We start from the raw sequence: 21,783 nt of genomic DNA on the forward strand, positions 1-21,783 counted from the left end.
AGCCATGTTCCCCTGTGAGCGCGTCGACCTGGGCTTCATCGACACGGCACCCTTTCGGTTTTCCAACAGCGTCGACCTGGCCATCACGCCCGAGCAGCTGTTCGAGGTGCTGGCCGACGCCGAGTCCTGGCCGCGCTGGGCGCCGGTGATCACCAAGGTCACCTGGACCAGCCCCGAGCCGCGCCGGGTCGGAACCACCCGCACCGTCGACATGCGCGGCGGCATGGTCGGCAACGAAGAGTTCCTCGCGTGGGAGCCGTTCACCCGCATGGCATTCCGGTTCAACGAGTGCTCCACGCAGGCCGTCGCCGCCTTCGCCGAGGACTACCGCGTCGAGCCGACCCTGGGCGGTTGCCGGCTGACCTGGATCATGGCGCAGAAGCCGGCCGGCCCGGCCTGGTTGGCGTTGGTCGTCGCCCGGCCGCTGCTGAACTTGGTCCTGCGCCGGTTTCTGCGCAACCTGCGCAGCTACACCGACACCCGCTTTGCGGCCACCCGGCAACCTTAGGAGCGTGCGATGACCTTCAACGAGGGCATGCAGATCGACACCAGCACCGCGTCGTCGTCCGGTGGCGGCGGCATGGGAATGGCCCTCGGCGGTGGCGGCATCGGGTTGCTCATCCTGATCGGCGCGTTGTTGCTGGGCGTCGACCCGGGCCGCGTGATGACCTCGCAGATGAACACCGGCGGCTATTCGGCGCCCGGTTTCGACCTGAGCCAGTGCAAGACCGGGGCCGACGCCAACAAGTACGTGCAGTGCCGCGTGATCGCCACCGGCAACTCCGTCGATGCGGTGTGGCATCAGCTGATGCCGAGCTACACCCGCCCGCACGTGCGCCTGTTCACCGGTTCGGTCGACACCGGCTGCGGGCCCGCCACCACCGCGGTGGGTCCGTTCTACTGCCCGGTGGACCAGACCGCGTACTTCGACACCGACTTCTTCAAGGAGCTGGTCGACCGATTCGGTTCCAGCGGTGGGCCTTTCGCGCAGGAGTACGTGGTCGCCCACGAATACGGCCACCACGTGCAGCAGCTGCAGGGCATCCTGGGCCGCTCCCAGCAGGGCGCCCAGGGCGCCGGCGGCAACGGCGTCCGCACCGAATTGCAGGCCGACTGCTACGCCGGCATCTGGGCGCACTACGCGTCGACCGTCAAGCAGGAGAGCACCGGGGTGCCCTACCTGCAGCCGCTGAGCGACCAGGACATCGCCGACGCGCTGTCGGCCGCCGCGTCGGTGGGCGACGACCGGATTCAGAAGGAGTCGACGGGCCGCGTCAATCCCGAGTCGTGGACACACGGTTCGTCGGCGGAACGGCAGAAGTGGTTCACCATCGGGTACCAGACCGGCGACCCGAACAAGTGCGACACCTTCTCCGCGACGAACTTGGGCTAGCCCCTGGCCGCGCAGGTGACGGTGGTGGTCGCGTCCTGGCGCGCGACGACTTGGCCGTCCACGGCGATCTCGCAGTGAAACGAAGCGGGGCCGTTGCCCGAATCCGGCCAGTGCAGCATGCCGCTGGCGGTGATGCTCGCCCATTGGGCCGGGTTGGCCAACGTGGCCGTATAGGTGACCGGCGCTCCCCCGCTCAGCGGTGCCTGCACACTGGTCATGAACTTCGACGGGTCCGCGTTGTAGGCGGCCTGGCTGGGCGGATCGGAACTCACGTAGTTGACCGTGGCGGTCAGATTGTTGGGGCTCGACACGGTGTAGGTCACCTGATGGCCGTCCGCATGTGCAGTCGCGGGCGTGACGGCCACTGCGGCGGCCGCTGCAAACGTTGCCGACGCGACCGCGCTGATCACTTTTCGCACGTTCGTCATATCGAAAACGCTACCGGATTCGTTACAGATGCCGCCGGTTCGCTTGGGTCAGGTATGAAGCAAGCATGAGCGACGATCCCGGGATCAGCCGCCGTCGGCTGTTGACCACCAGCGCGGTGTCGGCGGCCCTCGGGGCGGGCATCGGGGGCGGGGCGACGCTGGTGTGGTCGCATCCTCGGGCGCCGTCGGCGTGGTATCAGCCGGACCGCAACGGCGCCCCGCCGGTGACCGGCCTGCACCTGCAGTTCGGCAGCAACGCCGCCACCGAGGTGGTGGTCTCCTGGCACACCTCCGAGGCCGTCCGCAACCCGCGCGTGATGCTCGGCACCCCGGCGTCCGGGTTCGGGCGCACCGTCGAGGCCGAGACCCGCACCTACCGGGACGCCAAGTCGGGTGTCGAGGTTCGCGTCAACCACGCTCGCCTGACGGGCCTGACGCCGGACACCGACTACGTGTACGCCGCGGTGCACGACGGCGCCGAGCCGGAAAGCGGCACCGTGCGGACCGCGCCGTCGGGCCGAAAGCCGCTGCGCTTCACCAGCTTCGGCGACCAGTCCACCCCGACGCTGGCCCGGCTGCCCGACGGCAGGTACGCCAGCGACAACATCGGGTCGCCCGCGGCCGCCGACACCACGCTGGCGGTCGAGCGGCTCGGTCCGCTGTTCAACCTGGTCAACGGCGACCTGTGCTACGCCAACCTCGCGCAGGACCGCATCCGCACCTGGTCGGACTGGTTCGAGAACAACACGCGCTCGGCGCGGTACCGTCCCTGGATGCCGGCTGCGGGCAACCACGAGAACGAATTGGGCAACGGGCCAATCGGTTACGGCGCCTACCAGACCTACTTCGCGCTGCCGGATTCCGGTTCCAGCCCCGAGGCCCGCGGGCTGTGGTACTCGTTCACCGCCGGGTCGGTGCGGGTGATCAGCCTCAACAACGACGACGTCGCCTTCCAGGACGGAGGCAACTTCTACGTGCACGGGTACTCCGGCGGGGAGCAAAAGCGCTGGCTTGCAAGGGAACTCGCCAACGCGCGGCGCGACCCGGATGTCGACTGGATCGTCGTGTGCATGCATCAGACGGCGATCTCCACCGCCGACAAGGCCAACGGCGCCGACCTGGGCATCCGCGAGGAATGGCTGCCGTTGTTCGACCAGTATCAGGTCGATCTGGTGGTGTGCGGCCACGAACACCACTACGAACGTTCGCACCCCCTGCGCGGGACGCTGGGCACCGACACGCTCACGCCGCTGCCCGTCGAGACCCGCAACGACCTCATCGATTCCACCCGCGGCACCGTGCATCTCGTCATCGGCGGGGGCGGTACCTCGTTGCCGAGCAACGGGTTGTTCTTTCCCGAGCCGCGGTGCCGCGTGCTGACCGGTGTCGGGGCTTTCGACCCCGGACTCGGCCGCAAGGCGCCGATCTACGTGCTGGAGGATGCGCCGTGGTCGGCGTTCCGCGACCGCGACAACCCTTACGGCTTCGCGGCTTTCGACGTCGACCCGGGCCGGCCCGGCGGCAACACCTCGATCAAGGCCACGCATTACGCGCTGAGCGGCCCGTTCGGTGAGGTCACCGCGGTGGACCAGTTCACGCTCACCAAGCCGCGCGGCGACAAGGCGGGTTAGCTCAAAACAGCGTCGCCTGCTGCGGTTCCGGCCCGGCCGTGGTCTGCGGGACCGGGCGGGGATCGCCGGCCAGGCGGTGCTTGGCGATCAACGGCGCGGCCCGTGCGCGCAGCGCGTCGCGATAGCCCTGCGGCAGGTAGGCGCCGCGCCGGTAGAGCTCGCGATACGCACCGACCAGCTCGGGGTGCGAGCGGGCCAGCCAGGCCATGAACCAGCCGCGCGTCGAACCGCGCAGGTGCAGCCCGAACACCGTCACCCCGGTGGCGCCGGCCGCGGCGATCTGGCCGAGCAGCCGGTCGAGGTGGTCGGCGCCGTCGGTGAGGTGCGGCAGGACCGGGGCGACCATCACGTGGCAGTTCAGGCCGGCGTCGCGAATCGCTGTGATCAGGGACAGGCGCGCCTGCGGCGTCGGGGTGCCCGGTTCGAGGTCGCGGTGCAGGTCCGGATCGCCGACCGCCAGTGACACCGCGACCGAGACCGGAACCTGTTGGGCCGCATCGGCTATCAACGGCAAGTCCCGCTTGAGCAGGGTGCCCTTGGTGAGGATCGACAGCGGCGTACCGGACCCGGCGAGCGCGCCGATGATGCCCGGCATCAGCGCGTAGCGGCCCTCGGCGCGCTGGTAGGGATCGGTGTTGGTGCCCAGCGCGACGGTCTCCCGCTGCCACGACGGCCGGCGCAGCTCGCGCCGCAGCACCTCGGCGACGTTGGTCTTGACCACTACCTGGGTGTCGAAGTCGGTGCCGCAGTCGAAGTCCAGGTATTCGTGGGTCGGACGCGCGAAACAGTACCGACAGGCGTGCGAGCAGCCGCGGTAGCCGTTGACGGTGTATTTGAACGGCAGGGCCGACGCATTGGGCACCTTGTTCAGCGCCGACTTGCACAGCACCTCGTGAAAGGTGATGCCCTCGAACTGCGGCGCCCGCACGCTGCGCACGAGGCCGAGACGCTGCAGCCCCGGGAGCGCCCCGTCGTCGACGGGGTTCCCGTTGACCGCGACGGCCTGGTTGGACCAGCGCATGCCTCTATTCGAACTTTTGTTCGATCCGATGTCAAGTGACAGGATTGCCCCATGACATCCCCCCGAGTCGAGCCGTACGGTCAGCTGCGCTACCAAGAGATCGCCGGAAAGCGGATGGCCTACATCGATGAGGGCGACGGCGATGCGATCGTCTTCCAGCACGGCAACCCGACGTCGTCCTACCTGTGGCGCAACGTGATGCCCCACCTGGAAGGGCTGGGGCGCCTCGTGGCGTGCGACCTCATCGGGATGGGCGCGTCGGACAAGCTCAGCCCGTCGGGGGCCGACCGCTACCACTATGCCGAGCAACGCGACTTCCTCTTCGCGCTGTGGGACGCACTCGACCTGGGCGACCGCGTCGTGCTGGTGCTGCACGACTGGGGGTCGGCGCTGGGATTCGACTGGGCCAACCGGCATCGCGACCGCGTGCAGGGGATTGCCTTCATGGAGGCGATCGTCACTCCCATGACGTGGACGGATTGGCATCCCAACGTGCGGAGCGTGTTCCAGGGCTTCCGGTCGCCCGAGGGGGAGCGAATGGTGTTGGAACAAAACATCTTTGTCGAAGGCGTGTTGCCCGGCGCCATTCAGCGGAAACTCTCCGACGAGGAGATGAACGCCTACCGCCGGCCGTTTCTCAATCCCGGCGAGGACAGGCGCCCCACGCTGTCGTGGCCACGCAACATACCTATCGACGGCGAGCCAGCCGAGGTCGTCGCCGTCGTCGACGAATACCGCGGCTGGCTCGAAACGGCCGCCGTGCCAAAGCTGTTCGTCAACGCCGAGCCCGGCGCCATTCTCAACGGCCGCATCCGCGACTACGTCCGGACGTGGGCCAATCTCAGCGAAACCACAGTCCCCGGGGTGCATTTCATCCAAGAAGACAGCCCGGACGAGATCGGTGTGGCGGTGGCGGAGTTCGTCAGGCGACTGCGGTCTGCCGGCACCTAGAAGGGCGGTGGCTCGTCGTCGTCGGTAGGTGGGGCGGGTCCGGTGTAGCTCCAGGTTTCGGCTCGCCGGGCGGTGCGGGCGTCGCGGTTGTGTTTGCGTTCGGTGGCGATGCGGTAGGCGCGGTCTTGAGCGCGGGTGCGGCGGCGCTTGGGCATCATCGCGGTGCGCTCGGCGCAGCCCTGGGCGCGGGTGAGCGTGTGCAGTGGTCGGGTTGGTGCGCACAGGCTCGGGAACACCAGCGCACTGCCCGGGGTGGTGAGGTAGGTGTGCCCGCCGGGCAGCGTCCAGATTACGGTGCCGTCGCGCAGCTGTGTCTCCTGCCAGCCCCAGAACGTTTTGAGCAAATGATGAAGCCGGCAAAGACATTTCAGGTTCGACGCATGCGTGGCCCCACCCTGGGCATAGGGGATGGTGTGGTCGATGTCGCAGCCGATGGCCGGGGCATCACAGCCCGGCGCCCGACACGTCAGATCACGAAAGCGCACGAAATCGGCCAACGCCTTCGAGGGCACATACCCGTTCTCTGGTGGCGCGTCGCCGGGATGGATCAGCGGTACCAGCCTCGCCGAGGCGGCCAGTTCGGCCACCAGTTCGGGCGGGATCAGCCCGTCGGCGCCCACCTCACTAGCCGCAGCGCTGCCCCCGTCCAGGGTGGCCCGCTCGGCGATCACATGAATCACCACCGGTCCCGCCGCGGGCCGTTTCCCGGCCACGCAATCCGGGCGCCCGCACCGACACCCCAGCCGATCCGCCCCCGCGGCCAGCGCCCCCAGCGCATCAGCGCGGCGCTGCTCGCGGCTGCGCGGATCATGGGCACACACCGTGGCCGCCAACGCATTCAACCGCTTTTCCAACGCATGGGCATCCGGGGTCAATAAGGCACCATGGATCTCCGAGAGGCCGTCTTGAACCCGATCCCCAATCCAAATCTCGCGATCGACCTGACGCTCGCGGCGCCGGCGCACCGCATCCCGATCCGCCTTGGCCACGACCCGATCCACCTGGGCGGCCAGCCGGCCCTGCGTCATCGACGGCCAGCGCACCACGTTCGCTGCCAGAGTGGCATCAACGGCCGCCAACACCTCGCCATCGGTGATCAAATCGCTGCGATACACCAGCGTCTGAAACAACCGATAATCGATATCCCCGGCCCGAAACAGCCCGGCCACCGCCGGCAGCCGCTCACGCATCGCCCGCGCATACCGCAAATAGCTACCCGCCAGCGCCAAGCTGATCCGAAACGCCGCAGCCACCTCCGCGCCCACCGCCGCCCAGGTATCCACCGCCCAATTCGCCTCTTCACCGCGCTGGGCCCGGCGCAACTCGAACAACTCCCCGATCGCATCCAACCGCGCCGCCGCCCGCGCCTCGGCCCGCCACGACGCGCACATCCGCTCCACCAGCGCCGCCGAACGCTCCGTGGTCGGGGGCTCCCAGTAATCGTGAAGCCTACGGGAATCGAACATACGTTCGAGTATAGCAGTGTCCGCCGACCGCGTCGACTCATCTGAGATGCGCGCGTGGACGGCGCGCCTTGACTTTGGCTGAGCGCAGGGCAGTGACGCAGGCAGCAGCGATCCGTTACCGGCAGGCCAGTAAGCGCGGGAAGAGTCGGATTCTCGACGAGTTGTGCGCGAATACCGGCTGGCACCGAAGTCACGCCCGCAAGGCCCTCAACGCCGCACCGGTGGCCACGATCGTGACTGCGCGCAGTCCTCGGCCGGCGACGTACGACGATGATGTCATCGCGGCGTTGACGGTCTGCTGGACCGTGCTGGGAAAGCCGGCTGGCAAACGGCTTGCTCCCATGCTCACCGAATTGGTGGCCGTGCTGCCCCACTTCCGAGAGCTGGTCCCCCCGCTCCGGTCACCAAGCGCGCACGCTCACGTGAGGCAACGATGCACCCTTCGCGCGCATCTTGACATGAGGCAACTTGACGACAGTTGGCTTCAGAGCACCGCGTCGGCGAGGCGTTCGACCTGCTCGAGCGCGGCGACGCACGGGTGAAAGATGAGCCCGTCGAAGCCGAGGTCGCGGTAGGCGCGCACGGTGGCCGCCGCATCCTGTGGCGAGATCAGCATGTCGGCGACATTGAGGGCCGCGTAGTCGGGATTGAACCCGTAGTAGTCCCACAGGTGTGCATGGCCGCGCCGGACGATCTCCTCGCCGCCGAGAGCGAAGTTCACGCTGGCGTGGATCCGTGGCCGCCCCGGGCGACCCGCCTCGCGCCATGCGTCGCGAACCCGGTCGGCGAGCGGCGCCTGGCTGGCGTAGTCGCGCAGCGCACCGGCCGACCAGCCGTCGCCGACGGTGGCGACACGACGGATGGTCGCCGGCGACCTTCCGCCGAAGAGAATCGGAATGCGCACGGGCGCCGGGCACAGCGCCCTGTCGCCTGCTACCGGCTCGGCGTGCCACGCGTCGCGCAGCCATCCCACCGCCTGGTCCAAGGCTCGCCCCCGTCTGCCGAAGTCCGCCCCGACGGCGGCGTAGTCGTCGGGCCGGCTGCCCACCCCCAGGCCCACGATCAGCCGCTCACCGGAGCAGGCCGCCACCGTGGCGAGCTGTTTGGCGAGTAGTGCGGCCGGCCACAGCGGGGCCAGCAAAACGTTTGTCACCAGACCGATTTCACTGGTCGCGCCCGCGACCACCGAAAGGGTGGCAATCGAGTCGAGGCTTTCGTAGACGAGCCGGTCGATGGTGGCCACAGCGGCGAATCCCCGCTGTTCCGCCCGGCGGGCCCACTGCACCGTCAACGGGCCCGGCGCATGGGCGATGTGGCTCGGCAGGCCGATTCCGATTTGCATTGCGATCCTTCCTATTTCGTCGTGATCGGGTTGACGGCCTCGAAGATCTCGTCGTACGAACCGTCGCGCCCGGCGAATCGCACCCGTCGAGCGGCATCGACCACCACCTCGTCGGCGTGAGGTTGAGATCGCAGCAGCGAAATCGACTCGGCCACAAAGTCTTCCAGCGCAATCACGTCGGGACCCTGCTGCATTTCGGTCTCCACCCTCGGCGGGATGATCTCGACCACCTGGACCGGCGTGCCGCGCAGCTGGTGACGCAGCGACTGGGGGTGCCGAGCCCTCAGCTGAGCGGCCAGGCGGGTGATGCTGCCGGGGTTGGCGTCGGCGACCGCCCGCAGCGGCCCCCGGCGTCTGCCGGCGATGATCACTTGGTTGCCCGAGCGGTGCAGCGATTCGGCCAGGCCGCGGCCAATCCCGCTGCCCCCGCCGCTGACCAGGACCGTGTTCCCCGTCAGTTTCATGGTGCAAGATTCGCAGCGGAGGTGACAGAATTGCCACCGTGCGGCTCCAATTATCGAGAAATCTTCGTCAACTAGCGCTCAATGGATGGTTTTCACCATGGTTGATGCATTGGACGGCCAGATACTGCACGCGTTGCAGATATCGCCCCGAGTTTCGTTTCGCCGCATCGCGGCGGTGACGGGCGCGACCGAACAAACCGTCGCGCGCCGCTACCACAGGCTGCGCCGCGACGGCGTCGTGCGCGTCGTGGGAATGCAGAACCCGTGGGCCGGCGACGACGACGATTGGGCCCACTGGGTGTGCCGGATACGCGCCAAACCCGAACGCATCCCGCAACTGGCCGACGCGCTGATCCGACGGCCGGACGTGTCCCACGCCAACGTCCTGTCGGGCTGGACCGACCTGGTCTGCACCATCCGCGCGCCGCTCGGCGAGAACCGCGAAGACGTTGTGCTGCAGCGGCTTCCGCGTACCAACTCGGTCACCGGCATCGACATCGACCTGGTGCTGCACACATTCGGGCAACCCCCGAGCACGCCGTGGACGGGCTACGGCCACACGCTCGACGCCGAACAGGCCGGACAGATCCTGGCCCGCGTCGAGGCTCCCGCGCCCGGCCAGCCGTCCCGGCCGACCGCGGAGGACCGTCCCATGCTCGACGCGCTGGCCGACGACGGCCGCGCACCGCACTCGCGATTGGCCGAACGCACCGGGTGGTCAGTCGCCCGGGTGCGCAGGCGACTGGCGACACTGGAAGCGTCCGGGGCGCTGCTCTACGACGTCGACCTGCTTCCCGAGCGACTGGGTTACCACCTCAGCGCCATGCTGTGGCTCACAGTGGCGCCCCGGCACCTGCAGCGCGTCGGTGAACTGATTGCCGCGCACGACCAGATCGCGTTCGCGGCCGCCGTCAGCGGGAGCAAAAACCTTATGGCGGTGGCCATCTGCCGTGACGTCCACGACCTGTACGCGTACCTCACCGACCGCCTGGCTCCTATCGAAGGGGTCCTCAGCTACGAGGTCAGCGTCCGCACCCAACGCCTCAAGCAACACGGCTCCGTGATCGCGCATGGGCGGCTGATGAACCCGAACCCGGCGCGCGCCCCGCACCGCTCCGATGCGAAGCTACCGCCCTAGCCGCGAAAGGACCTCGGCCACAACCGAATCCGTGGGCACAGACACCTGATCGCCCGTCCCGAGGTCCTTCACCCCGACGGTCCCGGATTCGAGGTCCCGGTCACCCGCCACCAAGGCGATCCGCGCGCCGGAGCGGTCCGCGGCGCGCATCGCGCCCTTGAGCCCGCGGTCTCCGTAGGCAAGGTCGACGCGGACGCCGGCGCCACGCAGCCGAGCCGCGAGCACCGCCAGCGAGAGCTTGGCCGGCTCGGAGAGCGGCACCCCGTACACGTCGCAGCGCGTGGTCTCCCCCACGCTCTTGCCCTCGGCGCGCAGCGCCAGCAGGGTGCGGTCCACCCCGAGCCCAAATCCGATGCCCGACAGGTCCTGTCCGCCGAGCTCTCGCATCAGGCCGTCGTAGCGGCCACCGCCCCCGATCCCCGACTGTGCGCCCAGGCCGTCGTGCACGAACTCGAACGTGGTCTTGGTGTAGTAATCCAGCCCGCGCACCATCCGCGGGTTGATGACGTACGGCACCCCCAGCGCGTCCAGGTGCGCCAGCACCGTGTCGAAGTGCTGCTTGGCGGCATCCGACAGGTGATCCAGCAGCACCGGCGCGTCGGCCGTCATCGCGCGCACCGCGGGCCGTTTGTCGTCGAGCACGCGCAGCGGGTTCAGCTGCGCGCGCCGCCGCGTCTCCTCGTCGAGGTCGAGGCCAAACAGGAACTCCTGCAACAACTCCCGGTACTGCGGGCGGCAGCTCTCGTCGCCCAGCGAGGTGATCTCCAGCCGGAAGCCGTCCAGGCCCAGCGAGCGGAAGCCGGCGTCGGCGACGGCGATCACCTCGGCGTCCAGCGCGGGATCGTCGACGCCGATCGCCTCCACCCCGACCTGCTGCAGCTGGCGATAGCGGCCGGCCTGCGGGCGTTCGTAGCGGAAAAACGGCCCCGCATAACAGAGTTTCACCGGCAGCGCGCCGCGGTCGAGGCCGTGCTCGATCACCGCGCGCACCACCCCGGCGGTGCCCTCCGGCCGCAGCGTCACCGAACGGTCGCCGCGGTCGGCGAACGTGTACATCTCCTTGGAGACGACGTCGGTGGATTCGCCTACGCCGCGGGCGAACAGGGCGGTGTCCTCGAAGATGGGCAGCTCGACGTCGCCGTAGCCGGCCCGGCGGGCCGCGGCGAGCAACCCATCGCGCACCGCGACGAACTGGGCCGAATCGGGCGGGAGGTAGTCCGGCACCCCCTTGGGAGCGGAGAACTCCGTCACCGGCTCAGGCCCTCGAGGAACGGGTTGAAACGTCGTTCCGCGCCGATGGTGGTGGCGTTGCCGTGTCCGGGCAGGACGACGGTGTCGTCGTCGAGCACCAGCAGCTTGTCGATGATCGACGTCAGCAGGTCGCGGCCGCTGCCGCCGAACAGGTCCGTGCGGCCCACCGAGCGCTCGAACAGCGTGTCCCCGGTGAAGACGACGTCGTTGTCAGCCGAGACGCGGAAGACCACCGATCCGCGGGTGTGTCCCGGCGTGTGGTCGACGTTGACGGTCACGCTGCCCAGGTCGAGCTTGTCGCCGTCGCGGTCCAGCTCCACCACCTGCTTGGGCTCGCGGAAGAACGCGCCCGTCACCAGCTGAGCCAGCCGCGGGCCGTAGCCGTGGATCGGGTCGGTGAGCATGAACCGGTCCTCGGGGTGGATGTAGGTGGGGCAGCCGAAGGTGTCGGACACCTTCTGGGCCGACCACATGTGGTCGATGTGGCCGTGGGTGAGCAGCACCGCGGCCGGGGTGAGCCGGTTCTCGTCGAGGATTCGCCGCAGCGCGCCCATCGCACGTTGCCCGGGATCGACGACGACGGCGTCGGTTCCGGGGCGTTCGGCCAGCACATAGCAGTTGCACGCCAACATGCCGGCGGGGAATCCGGTGATCAACACGCTTCCCAGTTTCCCACGGGGGCCGGTTGGCGCCCGTCACGGCGCCCACATTAGCCTGGGCTGGCCAGCTCAGGGCCCCACTGACCAAGCATGGAGGCATACCGGCCGTGCCGACCAACGAACAGCGACGCGCCAACGCCAAGCGCAAACTCGAACGGCAGCTGGAGCGCCGTCAACAGCAGGCCAAACGGCGCCGGATCATGGTGATCGCCGGTGGTTCGATCGTGGGGGTGGCCGTCATCGCGGCGGTGGTGATCGCCATCGTCAACACCAAGCACGAGCACAAGAACAACACCGCGGCGACGAGCACCCCCGCGGCCAGCAGCTCCCCGGAGACGACGTCCGCCGGACCGCCGCCGCCCGTTCCGCCGCTGCCGGCGTTCAAGCCGTCGGCGTCCGTGGGTGCGAACTGCCAATATCCGGCGTCGCAAGACCCGGCCGCCAAGCAGGTCAAGCCGCCGCGCACCGGCAAGATCCCGACGGACCCCGCCCAGGTGAGCGCGAGCATGACGACCAGCCAGGGCAACATCGGCCTGATGCTGGCCAACAACGAATCACCTTGCACCGTCAACAGTTTCGCAAGTCTGATCGGCCAGAAGTACTTCGACGGCACCAAATGCCACCGGCTGACCACCTCGGACACGCTTGGCGTCCTGCAATGCGGCGACCCGAAGGGCGACGGCACGGGCGGCCCCGGCTATCAATTCGCCAACGAGTACCCGACCGACCAGTACCCGCCCAACGACCCCAAGGCGCAGCAGCCGGTGCTGTATCCGCGGGGCACCCTGGCGATGGCCAACGCCGGACCGGGCACCAACGGCAGCCAATTCTTCATGGTCTACAAGGACTCTCAGCTGCCGCCGCAATACACCGTCTTCGGCACGATCCAGGCCGACGGGCTGGCCACGCTGGACAAGATCGCCAAGGCGGGAGTCGCCGGCGGCGGGGAAGACGGGGCGCCGGCCGGCGAGGTCACCATCAAGTCGCTGCTGCTCGACTAAACCCGGGGCAGCGCAACACCATCGCGGGATTGCTGAGAATCGCCAGACTCGCACCCTCCACGGTTTAGGGTTCGTGGGATGAGTATTGATCCGGAGTCATTCGGTCATTACCAGATAGTGGAGTTGTTGGGCCGCGGTGGCATGGGCCGGGTGTATCGCGCCTACGACGCGACCACCGATCGGATCGTGGCCCTCAAGGTGCTCCCGCCACATCTGGCGGAGGATCAGGACTTTCAGCAACGCTTCCGCCGCGAGGCGCGCATCGCGGCGGGTCTCAACGACCCGCACATCGTGCCGATACACGGTTATGGCGAGATCGACGGCCGGCTGTACGTCGACATGCGGCTGATCGAGGGCCGCGACCTGTCGGAGTACATCGACGAGAGCGGCGGGCGGCTGTCCCCCGAGCGCACGGTCGCGGTGATCGAACAGGTTGCCGCCGCGCTGGACAGCGCCCACCGGGTGGGGCTGGTCCACCGCGACATCAAGCCGAAGAACATCCTCGTGACCAACGCGCACAACTTCGTGTACCTGATCGACTTCGGCCTCGCCCGCGCGGAGTCCGACACGCAGCTCACCCAAACCGGCGCCACCATGGGGACCGTCGCGTACCTGGCGCCCGAGCGCTTCAAGGGCACGACCGACCACCGCGCCGACGTGTATTCGCTGGCCTGCGTGCTCTATGAGTGCCTGACCGGAAGCCGCCCCTATCCCGGCGACAGCCTCGAAGAACAGCTGCACGCGCACGTGAATGCGCCGCCCCCGCGGGCGTCGATCACGGCGCCCGGCATACCGCCGGCCTTCGACGCGGTGATCGCCCGCGGCATGGCGAAGGACCCCGAAGCCCGTTACCAGTCGGCGATCGAGCTCGCGGAGGCCGCGAGGGCCGCGCTCACCGGCCACGTCGACTCGGTGGCGCCCGCCGCCCCGGCGCCTCCCCCGCCGCCGCCCCCGGCGAGAACCTCGAACCGGCGCCTGGTCCTGGGCGTCGTGGGCGGGTCGGTGATCGCGCTGGCCGCGGTGGTTGCGCTGGTCGTATCCCTGGTGACGCAGAGCCACGGCTCCACCACCGGCGCCGCGTCCACCACGCCGACCCGCGCCAGGGTGTCCGCCAGGCCGGGATCGGCGCCGGGTTCGTCCGCTCCGGCCGGTGCGAGCGTGCCGCCGTTGCCGGCGTTCGCTCCCCCGCCCGGCCTCGGCGCCAATTGCCAGTACCGGCCCGCGCCGGATCCGGCCAGCAAGCCCGCCACCCCGCCGCCGTCGGGCAGGGTGTCCACCGAACCCGCCCAGATCCACGCCACCATCTCCACCAACTTCGGAGACATCGGCATCCAGCTCGCCAACAACGAGTCACCGTGCGCGGTGAACAGCTTCGTCAGCCTGGCGAAGCAGGGCTTCTTCGACAACACCCAGTGCGGGCGGATCATCGACGAGCCGGAGGGCGGCACGCTGCTGTTCGGCGGCCCCGACGCCGACGGCGGCGGGGGCCCCGGTTACGAATTCGCCGACGAATACCCCACCAATCAGTACCCGGCGGGCGATCCCGCGCTCAAGGCGACGGTGATCTATCCGCGCGGCACCGTCGCGATGGCCCAGTCCGGGCCCAACACCAACGAAAGCCAGTTCTTCATCGTGTACCGGGACGCCGAGATAGAGCCCACGTCCACGGTCTTCGGCTCCGTCGACTCCGCGGGGCTGGACACCCTCGACAAGATGGCCAAGGTGGGAGTGGCGGGCGACCGCACCCGGGGCAATCCCGCCACCACCATCACGATCACCTCGGTGCGGGTGGGCTAGACGCGATCACACCGGGTACCCCAGGACATTCGGCGGTCCGTGTCATCGGCGAGGTGCTCGAGGGGGCGGCCCGCCCGCCGCCGTTAGGCAGCCTCAGGCGGCAGAAGTCACCCGGTAGACGTCGTAGACGCCCTCGACGTTGCGCACGACGTTGAGCAGATGCCCGAGGTGCTTGGGGTCGCCCATCTCGAAGGTGAACCGGCTGATCGCGACCCGATCGCCCGAGGTGGTGACCGACGCCGACAGGATGTTGACCTTCTCGTCGGCGAGCACCCGCGTGATGTCGGACAGCAGCCGATGCCGGTCGAGCGCCTCGACCTGGATGGCGACCAGGAACACCGACGACGCCGACGGCGCCCACAGCACCTCGATGATGCGCTCCGATTGCTGTTGCAGCGACGCGGCATTGGTGCAGTCGGTGCGGTGCACGCTGACACCGCCGCCGCGGGTGACGAAGCCCATGATCTGGTCGCCGGGGACCGGCGTGCAGCACTTGGCCAGCTTGGTCAGCACGCCCGGGGCGCCGGGGACCGACACCCCGACGTCGTCGCTGCTGCGCGGGCGGCGCAGCATCGTGGTCGGCGTGGACCGCTCGGCGAGTTCCTCCTCGGCCTGGTCGATGCCGCCGAGCTCGGCCAGCAGCCGCTGCACCGCGTGCTTCGCCGACACGTGCCCCTCGCCGATCGCGGTGTACAGCGCGGACACGTCGGCGTAATGGAGCTCGCGGGCAACGGCGGCCATCGACTCGCCATTCACCAAGCGCTGCAACGGAAGTCCGCCGCGGCGCACCTCGCGGGCCATCGCCTCCTTGCCGGCCTCCAGCGCCTCTTCGCGGCGCTCCTTGGCGAACCACTGCCGGATCTTGGCTTTGGCGCGCGGCGACACCACGAACTGCTGCCAGTCCCGCGACGGCCCCGCGTTGGGCGCCTTGGACGTGAAAACCTCGACGACTTCGCCGTTTTCGAGCTTGCGCTCCAGCGCCACCAGCCGGCCGTTCACCCTGGCACCGATGCACCGGTGACCGACCTCGGTGTGAACCGCGTAGGCGAAATCGATCGGCGTCGACCCCGTCGGCAGGGTGATCACGTCGCCCTTGGGCGTGAACACGAAGATCTCTTGGACCGCAAGGTCGTAGCGCAGCGACTCGAGGAACTCGCCGGGGTCGGCGGCCTCCCGCTGCCAGTCGAGCAGCTGACGCATCCAGGCCATGTCGTCGATCTCGGCGGCGGCATGCGGATGCGGAACTCCGTTGCGGCCCTTGGCTTCCTTGTAGCGCCAGTGGGCGGCAATGCCGTATTCGGCGGTGCGGTGCATGTCGCGGGTGCGGATCTGCACCTCCAGCGGCTTGCCCTCGGGGCCGACGACGGTGGTGTGCAGCGACTGGTAGACGCCGTAGCGGGGCTGGGCGATGTAATCCTTGAACCGCCCCGCCATCGGCTGCCACAGTGAGTGCACCACGCCCACGGCGGCGTAGCAGTCGCGGATCTCGTCGCACAGGATGCGGATGCCGACCAGGTCGTGGATGTCGTCGAAGTCGCGGCCCTTGACGATCATCTTCTGGTAGATCGACCAGTAGTGCTTGGGGCGGCCCTCCACCGTCGCCTTGATCTTCGACGCGTTCAGCGTGTTGACGATCTCGGTGCGGACCTTGGCCAGGTAGGTGTCCCGCGACGGCGCGCGGCCGGCCACCAGCCGCACGATCTCCTCGTACTTCTTGGGGTGCAGGATCGCGAACGACAGGTCCTCGAGCTCCCACTTGACGCTGGCCATTCCCAGCCGATGTGCAAGCGGCGCAATCACTTCCAGCGTCTCGCGGGCCTTGCGGGCCTGCTTCTCCGGCGGCAGGAACCGCATCGTGCGCATGTTGTGCAGCCGGTCGGCCACCTTGATCACCAGCACCCGGGGGTCGCGGGCCATGGCGGTGATCATCTTGCGGATGGTCTCGCCCTCGGCGGCGCTGCCCAGCACCACCCGGTCCAGCTTGGTGACGCCGTCGACGAGGTGGCCGACCTCCTCGCCGAACTCCTCGCTCAACGCCTCGAGCGTGTAACCGGTGTCCTCGACGGTGTCGTGCAGCAGCGCGGCCACCAAAGTGGTGGTGTCCATGCCCAGTTCGGCCAAGATGTTGGCGACGGCCAGCGGGTGGGTGATGTAGGGGTCACCGGAATGGCGCAGCTGGGTGGCGTGCCGCTGGTCGGCGACCTCGAAGGCGCGCTGCAGCATCGACAGGTTCGCTTTGGGGTAGACCTCGCGGTGCACCGCCACCAGCGGTTCGAGCACCGGGTTCAGCGCGCTGCGCTGGGCGGTCATCCGACGGGCCAGCCGGGCCCGGACCCGGCGCGAGGCGCTGGTCTTCTCGACCGGCGGCTCCGGCAGCTCCAGCAGGGGTTCCGTGACCTCGGCGGGCGCGTCGAGGGCCTGCGCCGCGCTCTTCTCGTCAGCCACGTTGGTCACCTCCGACCTCGAGGATATCGCCAAAGTCCGATCTCCCGGCCTTGTCGCGTGTGCACTGAGGGCCTTGAGTGTGCGGCTGCGGCGGCGAAACGGCGAAATTCCCGCCCCACGTTCACACGCGACGCCACCAGCTCACACTCCGGCATCAGGCCCTGCTCAGGCTGTACACCGGCAACGGCGCGATCGCCTCGCGCCCACCCAGCGCGGTGAGTTCCACCACCACAGCGGCCGCACTCACGTGGGCGCCGGCGCGTTCCAGCAACCGGGCGGCGGCGCCGAGGGTGCCGCCGGTGGCGAGCACGTCGTCGATGATGACAACGTCGCGGCCGCGCAGATCGATCCCGTCAGCCGGGATCTCGAGCGTGGCGGTGCCGTACTCCAGGGCGTACTGCTCGGCGTGCACCGGCGGCGGCAGCTTGCCGGACTTGCGGATCGCCAGCACACCGGTGCCGAGCCGGCCGGCGACGGCCGCGGCGACCAGGAACCCGCGGGAGTCGATGCCGGCCACCAGGTCCGCGCCGGACGCGACGCCGACCAGCGCGTCGACGACCGCCGTCATGCCGTCGCGGTCGGCGAACAGCGGCGTGAGGTCCTTGAACCGGACGCCGGGCTGCGGAAAGTCGGCGACGTCGCGGGTCAGCGAGGCGATCAGATCGGCCACCTGCCTCATTGGACCAGCGCCCATCGGTCCATGTTCCAGCCCGCGCCCCAGCGGGTCGGGTTCCTGCTCACGGCATACATCTTCTTCGACGTCAGCAGCGTGCGCTGCTGACGGTACAGCGGCAGGGTCGGCATGTCGGCCCACAGTATCGGCGCCGCCTGCCCGAGCAGCCTGGCCCGCTCGGCGGGGTCGGCCGACACCGCCAGCGCGCTGATCGCGCCGTCCACCTGGGGATTCGAGTAGCCGGACAGGTTGTTGCCGTTGCCGCTGTGCAGGGCGTAGGCGTCCATCGCCGACGAACCCGTCGACCCGCTGCCGGCGGCGCCGCCGGTGCTGGCCACCAGCACGTCGATCTTCCCGTCCCGCAGCGCCTGCGGGCCGGACGTGTCCAGGTTGACGCTGGTGACGGTGATGCCGGCAGCGGCGCAGGATTTGGTGATCACCCCCACGGTCACCGCCAGGCGCGCGTTGGGTCCCTGGTAGCCGATGCGCGCGGTCACCGGCGCGCCCCCCAGCGCGTCGCGGGCGGCGGCCGGGTCCGCCTTGCCGAACGGTCCGGCCTCGGCGGCGCCCTCGCCGGCGGCGACGGCGTCCTCGGTGGCCGGCTGCAGGCGCGCGTTGGCGATCGGCGCCCCGGCGTCGTGGGCGATCGTGTCGCGCGGTGTGCACAGCGCGAACGCGCGCCGGGCCTTCGGCTGCGACAGCGGTCCCTGCGGTGCGAAGATCAGCTGCTCGATGCCGTCCGACGGCGACTCGGCGCGCTCGTAGTTGTCCGGGGTGGCCAGCGTCCCGGACGAGCCGGTCGCGACGTCGACCACGTCGACGCTGCGGTTGTTCACCCGGTCCTGGATGTCGGGCCCCTGCGGCCACACCGTGATCCGCTTCGTGATCGGCTTCGGGCCCCACCAGCGGTCGTTGGCGACGAGCACCACGGCGCCGCCGCCGAGCATCGACTCGATCTTGTACGGCCCCGACGAGGGGAACCGCTTCAGATCCAGCCCGGGCTTGAGATCCCAGGTGGTGTTCCACAGCTTCGCGATCTGCGCCACCACCTGCGTGTTGTTGCTCAGCAGCGCCGCGGTCACGTCCACGTTGAGCTGATCGGCGATTACGTGCGACGGCATCAGCGAGGTCGCGTCGAACAGCTGGTTGTAGTCGACGAGCCCGCGGTCGGGGGCGAAGGACACCCGGGCCTTCTTCTGGCCCGGAATGCACTCGATGTTCGCGATGTCGACGTAGCCGGCCTGGCTGGCGGCCTCGAAGCCCGGAAAGCGGCCGGACTGGGCCGCCCATGCCAGGACGAGGTCGTCGCAGGTCACCGGCTTGCCGTCGCTGTAGACGGCGTTGTCGGCGATCTGGTAGTCGAGGACCAGCGGCGAACCGCCGACCACCGACACGCTCCCGAAGTCGTGGTCGGCGACGACCTGCCCGTCGGGCCCGTGGTAGCCGAACCCGGCGAGCGTGCGCGCGAACGCCTGCGCCCCCGCCGAGGCCGCTCCGACGACGGTGTTGGTGTTGTAGGTGACCAGCGGGCCGTCGACCACGTAATCGATCTTGGACGCGGCGCTGCCCGAGCAGGCCGTCAGCGTGCAGGCCGCCGCCAGCGCCGCTGCCAAGCCGACGGATGCGGACGTTCTCAGCCCACGCCAGCCGGCCCGCACCATCTGGGGCCTACCGCCGGCCGGCGTTTCGCTTGCCGGTCGGGCGCCGGGTCCCGGCGGGTCGGACCGGGCGTGCGCCCGGCGCCGGCTTGTTCGCGGCGGGCTTGCCGGCCGCCGGCACCGCCTCGGTGCCCTCGTCGCGGAGCTCTTCGGCGGTGTCCTCGGAGATCTCGGCGGCTGCCTCGGGTGCGGGCCTGCGCCGTTTGAGGACCCGGCGGGTGTGGGTCCGCACCAGCTCGGTGCGTTCGCGCAGGGTGACCAACAGCGGGGTGGCGAAGAAGATCGACGAGTAGGTGCCGACCAGGATGCCCACCAGCTGCACCAGCGCCAGGTCCTTCAGCGTGCCGACGCCCAGCAGCCAGACCGCCACGACCATCAGGGACAGCACCGGCAGCACGCCGATCAGGCTGGTGTTGATCGAGCGCATGAACGTCTGGTTGATCGCCAGGTTGGCGTGCTCGGCGAAGGTGCGCCGGTTGGTGTGCTGGAAGTCGCGGGTGTTCTCCTCGACCTTGTCGAACACGATGACGGTGTCGTACAGCGAGAAACCCAGGATGGTCAGCAGGCCGATGACGGTGGCCGGGCTGACCTCGAATCCGATTAGCGAGTAGACGCCGGCGGTCACGGTCAGGTCGAAACACATCGTGGTCAGCGCCGAGATGGCCATGTAGCGCTCGTAGCGCACGGTGATGTACAGGCTGACCAGCGCCAGGAACACCACCAGCGCGATCAGGGCCTTCTTGGTGATCTGGTCGCCCCAGGTCTCCGAGACCGCCGAGTCGCTGATCGCCTGCTTGCTCGGCTTGCCGTCGGTGCCCTTGGGCTGGAACGCGTCGTACAGGGCGTTGCGCAGCTTGGTGGTCTGGTCGTTCGTCAGCGTTTCCGACCGGATCTGCACCGTCGCCGACGAGCCGTTGCCGACGATGACCACGGACTCCGGGTCCTTGCCGATGGTCTTGTGGAACACCTGGGACACCTGCGCGGTCTGCGCGTTACCCCGGGGCATCGACACGGTGGTGCCGCCCTTGAAGTCGATCCCGAAGCTGAAGCCCCGCAACACGATGCTGAGGACCGCGACCGCCACGATCGCGGCGCTGATGCCGTACCACAGGCGCCGTCGCCCGATCACCTCGAACGCGCCGGTGCCGGTGTAGAGCCGGGAGATGAAGCTGTGGTGCGGCAGCGGTGTGCCGGTCAGCTCGACGGCGTCGGTCATGCGCTGTCCCGCCCCGTCTTGACGGCCGCGGCGGCGTGGCGTTCGCGGGCGACCTGCTGCACGGCCCCCAGGCCGTTGTAGGTCGGCTTGGCCAGCGTTGGCGACGTCGAGGCCAGGTAGAGCAGCGGCCAGGTCACCAGGAACACCACCACCAGGTCGAGGATCGTGGTGAGGCCCAACGTGAACGCGAAGCCCTTCACCTGGCCGATGGCCAGGAAGTACAGCACCGCGGCGGCCAGGAACGTGACCGCATTGCCCGACACGATCGTCTTGCGGGCCCGCACCCAGCCCCGTGGCACCGCCGAGCGGAATCTGCGGCCCTCGCGGATCTCGTCCTTGATGCGTTCGAAGAACACCACGAACGAGTCGGCGGTGGTGCCGATACCGATGATCAGACCCGCGATGCCCGCGAGGTCCAGGGTGTAGTTGATGTAGCGGCCCAACAGCACCAGGATCGCGAAAACCATTGCGCCGGAAGCGGTCAGCGAAAGCGCGGTGAGCAGTCCCAGCACCCGGGAGTACAGCAGCGAATACAGCAACACCAGGACCAGGCCGATCGCGCCCGCCACCAGGCCGGCCCGCAGCGACGTCAATCCCAGTGTGGCCGAGACGGTTTGGGCCTCCGACGATTCGAAGGACAGCGGCAACGAACCGTACTTGAGGACGTTGGCCAGCTGACGGGCGGTCGACGCGGTGAACGGCGGGTCGCCGCCGGTGATCTGGGTCCGCCCGCCGGGGATGGCCTCCTGGATCATCGGGGCGCTGACCACCTGGGAGTCCAGGGTGAAGGCGGTTTGGGTGCCGACGTGCGCGGCGGTGAAGTCGGCCCAAGTGTTCGCCGCGCCGGGCTTGAACTGCAGGTCGACGACGTAGCCGATGCCACGCTGGTTCATGCTCGACGTCGCGTTCTCGATCTGGTCACCGCTGATGATCGACGGCCCCAGCAGGTAAGCCACCTTGTGGTCGGTCGAGCAGGTGACCAGGGGCAGGGCCGGGTCGTCGTTGCCGGCCAGGATGTCGTCCTTCTTGTCGCACTGGGTCGCCTGGAACTGCAGGGCGAGGTATTGGATGCCCTGGCGGGTGCTCTGCCGCCACTCTTTCTCCTCGGCGATGCGGTCGGCGAGGTCCTTCCGCGGGTCGGGCGGCGCGGGCGCCGCCGGCGGGGCCGGCGCGGGAGCCGGCGCCGGGCCGGGCGGGGCGGGTGCCGGGCTCGGGGGTGGGTCCTGCGGGTAGGGCCGCGGTGGCGTTG

The 21,783-nt window shown here is 69.2% G+C and carries 19 protein-coding genes and 1 pseudogene; 8 read left to right on the forward strand and 12 right to left on the reverse strand.

Annotated features, from left to right (window positions below; all coding sequences use genetic code 11):
* Positions 1-4: 4 nt before the first annotated feature.
* Positions 5-508 carry an SRPBCC family protein gene (locus tag A5696_RS13520; protein ID WP_067879309.1) on the forward strand — a complete coding sequence of 168 codons (504 nt, stop codon included), beginning with the start codon at positions 5-7 and terminating at the stop codon, positions 506-508.
* A gap of 9 nt (positions 509-517) precedes the next feature.
* Entirely contained in the window at positions 518-1,393 is an 876-nt protein-coding gene (locus A5696_RS13525; RefSeq protein ID WP_067879312.1) for a neutral zinc metallopeptidase, read from the forward strand.
* Here the strand turns inward: A5696_RS13525 and A5696_RS13530 are convergent.
* Entirely contained in the window at positions 1,390-1,821 is a 432-nt protein-coding gene (locus A5696_RS13530) for a hypothetical protein (RefSeq protein ID WP_067879315.1), read from the reverse strand. The genes A5696_RS13525 and A5696_RS13530 overlap by 4 nt on opposite strands.
* A 65-nt stretch (positions 1,822-1,886) precedes the next feature.
* Here A5696_RS13530 and A5696_RS13535 point away from each other — a divergent pair, with 65 nt between their 5' ends.
* Entirely contained in the window at positions 1,887-3,452 is a 1,566-nt protein-coding gene (locus A5696_RS13535; RefSeq protein ID WP_067879318.1) for a metallophosphoesterase family protein, read from the forward strand.
* Between the two features lies 1 nt (position 3,453).
* Here A5696_RS13535 and A5696_RS13540 read toward each other — a convergent pair whose 3' ends face one another.
* Positions 3,454-4,473 carry an Rv2578c family radical SAM protein gene (locus A5696_RS13540; protein ID WP_067879321.1) on the reverse strand — a complete coding sequence of 340 codons (1,020 nt, stop codon included), beginning with the start codon at positions 4,471-4,473 and terminating at the stop codon, positions 3,454-3,456.
* Between the two features lie 51 nt (positions 4,474-4,524).
* On the opposite strand from A5696_RS13540, the gene A5696_RS13545 reads away from it, so the two are divergent.
* Positions 4,525-5,424, forward strand: coding sequence for a haloalkane dehalogenase (locus A5696_RS13545; RefSeq protein ID WP_067879324.1), 900 nt, complete (start codon positions 4,525-4,527; stop codon positions 5,422-5,424).
* Here the strand turns inward: A5696_RS13545 and A5696_RS13550 are convergent.
* On the reverse strand, positions 5,421-6,890 hold the full coding sequence (locus A5696_RS13550) for an HNH endonuclease signature motif containing protein (RefSeq protein WP_067879326.1): 1,470 nt from the start codon (positions 6,888-6,890) through the stop codon (positions 5,421-5,423). The genes A5696_RS13545 and A5696_RS13550 overlap by 4 nt on opposite strands.
* Positions 6,891-6,982: 92 nt before the next feature.
* Here A5696_RS13550 and A5696_RS28370 point away from each other — a divergent pair.
* Positions 6,983-7,279: pseudogene (locus A5696_RS28370) on the forward strand (transposase); the annotation flags it as partial.
* 95 nt (positions 7,280-7,374) lie between these two features.
* On the opposite strand, the gene A5696_RS13555 reads toward A5696_RS28370, so the two are convergent.
* Together A5696_RS13555 and A5696_RS13560 are read right to left on the reverse strand one after the other, a co-directional pair.
* The gene (locus tag A5696_RS13555) at positions 7,375-8,232 is read right to left on the reverse strand and encodes an LLM class flavin-dependent oxidoreductase (protein WP_067879330.1); all 858 of its coding nucleotides are present in this window, start codon (positions 8,230-8,232) and stop codon (positions 7,375-7,377) included.
* Between the two features lie 11 nt (positions 8,233-8,243).
* Positions 8,244-8,696 carry an SDR family NAD(P)-dependent oxidoreductase gene (locus tag A5696_RS13560; protein WP_067879333.1) on the reverse strand — a complete coding sequence of 151 codons (453 nt, stop codon included), beginning with the start codon at positions 8,694-8,696 and terminating at the stop codon, positions 8,244-8,246.
* A gap of 97 nt (positions 8,697-8,793) precedes the next feature.
* On the opposite strand from A5696_RS13560, the gene A5696_RS13565 reads away from it, so the two are divergent.
* Complete coding sequence (locus A5696_RS13565) at positions 8,794-9,834, forward strand: Lrp/AsnC family transcriptional regulator (protein WP_067879369.1); 1,041 nt, start codon at positions 8,794-8,796, stop codon at positions 9,832-9,834.
* On the opposite strand, the gene hisS is transcribed toward A5696_RS13565, so the two are convergent.
* A complete protein-coding gene (gene hisS / locus A5696_RS13570) occupies positions 9,823-11,085 on the reverse strand; it encodes a histidine--tRNA ligase (RefSeq protein WP_067879336.1) in 1,263 nt (420 codons plus the stop codon). The genes A5696_RS13565 and hisS overlap by 12 nt on opposite strands.
* Positions 11,082-11,744, reverse strand: coding sequence for an MBL fold metallo-hydrolase (locus A5696_RS13575; protein WP_067879338.1), 663 nt, complete (start codon positions 11,742-11,744; stop codon positions 11,082-11,084). The genes hisS and A5696_RS13575 overlap by 4 nt, the downstream gene beginning before the upstream one ends.
* A gap of 107 nt (positions 11,745-11,851) precedes the next feature.
* Here A5696_RS13575 and A5696_RS13580 point away from each other — a divergent pair, with 107 nt between their 5' ends.
* The gene (locus tag A5696_RS13580) at positions 11,852-12,745 is read left to right on the forward strand and encodes a peptidylprolyl isomerase (RefSeq protein ID WP_067879341.1); all 894 of its coding nucleotides are present in this window, start codon (positions 11,852-11,854) and stop codon (positions 12,743-12,745) included.
* Positions 12,746-12,823: 78 nt separating this feature from the next.
* On the forward strand, positions 12,824-14,542 hold the full coding sequence (locus A5696_RS13585) for a protein kinase (RefSeq protein WP_067879344.1): 1,719 nt from the start codon (positions 12,824-12,826) through the stop codon (positions 14,540-14,542).
* 93 nt (positions 14,543-14,635) lie between these two features.
* On the opposite strand, the gene A5696_RS13590 is transcribed toward A5696_RS13585, so the two are convergent.
* The 5 genes from A5696_RS13590 to secD form a co-directional block, all read right to left on the reverse strand.
* Positions 14,636-16,987 carry a bifunctional (p)ppGpp synthetase/guanosine-3',5'-bis(diphosphate) 3'-pyrophosphohydrolase gene (locus A5696_RS13590; protein ID WP_067879372.1) on the reverse strand — a complete coding sequence of 784 codons (2,352 nt, stop codon included), beginning with the start codon at positions 16,985-16,987 and terminating at the stop codon, positions 14,636-14,638.
* A 154-nt stretch (positions 16,988-17,141) separates the two neighbouring features.
* Entirely contained in the window at positions 17,142-17,681 is a 540-nt protein-coding gene (locus A5696_RS13595; RefSeq protein ID WP_067879347.1) for an adenine phosphoribosyltransferase, read from the reverse strand.
* Positions 17,663-19,321 carry an ABC transporter substrate-binding protein gene (locus tag A5696_RS13600; protein WP_067879350.1) on the reverse strand — a complete coding sequence of 553 codons (1,659 nt, stop codon included), beginning with the start codon at positions 19,319-19,321 and terminating at the stop codon, positions 17,663-17,665. Before A5696_RS13600 ends, A5696_RS13595 begins: the two co-directional genes overlap by 19 nt.
* Positions 19,322-19,328: 7 nt before the next feature.
* Entirely contained in the window at positions 19,329-20,534 is a 1,206-nt protein-coding gene (secF, locus tag A5696_RS13605; RefSeq protein WP_067879352.1) for a protein translocase subunit SecF, read from the reverse strand.
* On the reverse strand, positions 20,531-21,783 hold a 1,253-nt coding region (secD, locus tag A5696_RS13610), incomplete at its 5' end, for a protein translocase subunit SecD (RefSeq protein ID WP_067879356.1). The genes secF and secD, both read right to left, overlap by 4 nt.

Source organism: Mycobacterium sp. E2699 (genome assembly GCF_001666745.1).
Classification (GTDB): domain Bacteria; phylum Actinomycetota; class Actinomycetes; order Mycobacteriales; family Mycobacteriaceae; genus Mycobacterium.

What these genes read in the sequence shown, in the direction of transcription:
- A5696_RS13520 (WP_067879309.1), top strand. Translation starts at nt 5, where the DNA reads ATGTTCCCCTGTGAGCGCGTCGACCTGGGCTTCATCGACACGGCACCC.
- A5696_RS13525 (WP_067879312.1), top strand. Translation starts at nt 518, where the DNA reads ATGACCTTCAACGAGGGCATGCAGATCGACACCAGCACCGCGTCGTCG.
- A5696_RS13530 (WP_067879315.1), bottom strand. Translation starts at nt 1,821, where the DNA reads ATGACGAACGTGCGAAAAGTGATCAGCGCGGTCGCGTCGGCAACGTTT.
- A5696_RS13535 (WP_067879318.1), top strand. Translation starts at nt 1,887, where the DNA reads ATGAGCGACGATCCCGGGATCAGCCGCCGTCGGCTGTTGACCACCAGC.
- A5696_RS13540 (WP_067879321.1), bottom strand. Translation starts at nt 4,473, where the DNA reads ATGCGCTGGTCCAACCAGGCCGTCGCGGTCAACGGGAACCCCGTCGAC.
- A5696_RS13545 (WP_067879324.1), top strand. Translation starts at nt 4,525, where the DNA reads ATGACATCCCCCCGAGTCGAGCCGTACGGTCAGCTGCGCTACCAAGAG.
- A5696_RS13550 (WP_067879326.1), bottom strand. Translation starts at nt 6,890, where the DNA reads ATGTTCGATTCCCGTAGGCTTCACGATTACTGGGAGCCCCCGACCACG.
- A5696_RS13555 (WP_067879330.1), bottom strand. Translation starts at nt 8,232, where the DNA reads ATGCAAATCGGAATCGGCCTGCCGAGCCACATCGCCCATGCGCCGGGC.
- A5696_RS13560 (WP_067879333.1), bottom strand. Translation starts at nt 8,696, where the DNA reads ATGAAACTGACGGGGAACACGGTCCTGGTCAGCGGCGGGGGCAGCGGG.
- A5696_RS13565 (WP_067879369.1), top strand. Translation starts at nt 8,794, where the DNA reads ATGGTTGATGCATTGGACGGCCAGATACTGCACGCGTTGCAGATATCG.
- A5696_RS13585 (WP_067879344.1), top strand. Translation starts at nt 12,824, where the DNA reads ATGAGTATTGATCCGGAGTCATTCGGTCATTACCAGATAGTGGAGTTG.
- A5696_RS13595 (WP_067879347.1), bottom strand. Translation starts at nt 17,681, where the DNA reads ATGGGCGCTGGTCCAATGAGGCAGGTGGCCGATCTGATCGCCTCGCTG.
- A5696_RS13600 (WP_067879350.1), bottom strand. Translation starts at nt 19,321, where the DNA reads ATGGTGCGGGCCGGCTGGCGTGGGCTGAGAACGTCCGCATCCGTCGGC.
- secF (WP_067879352.1), bottom strand. Translation starts at nt 20,534, where the DNA reads ATGACCGACGCCGTCGAGCTGACCGGCACACCGCTGCCGCACCACAGC.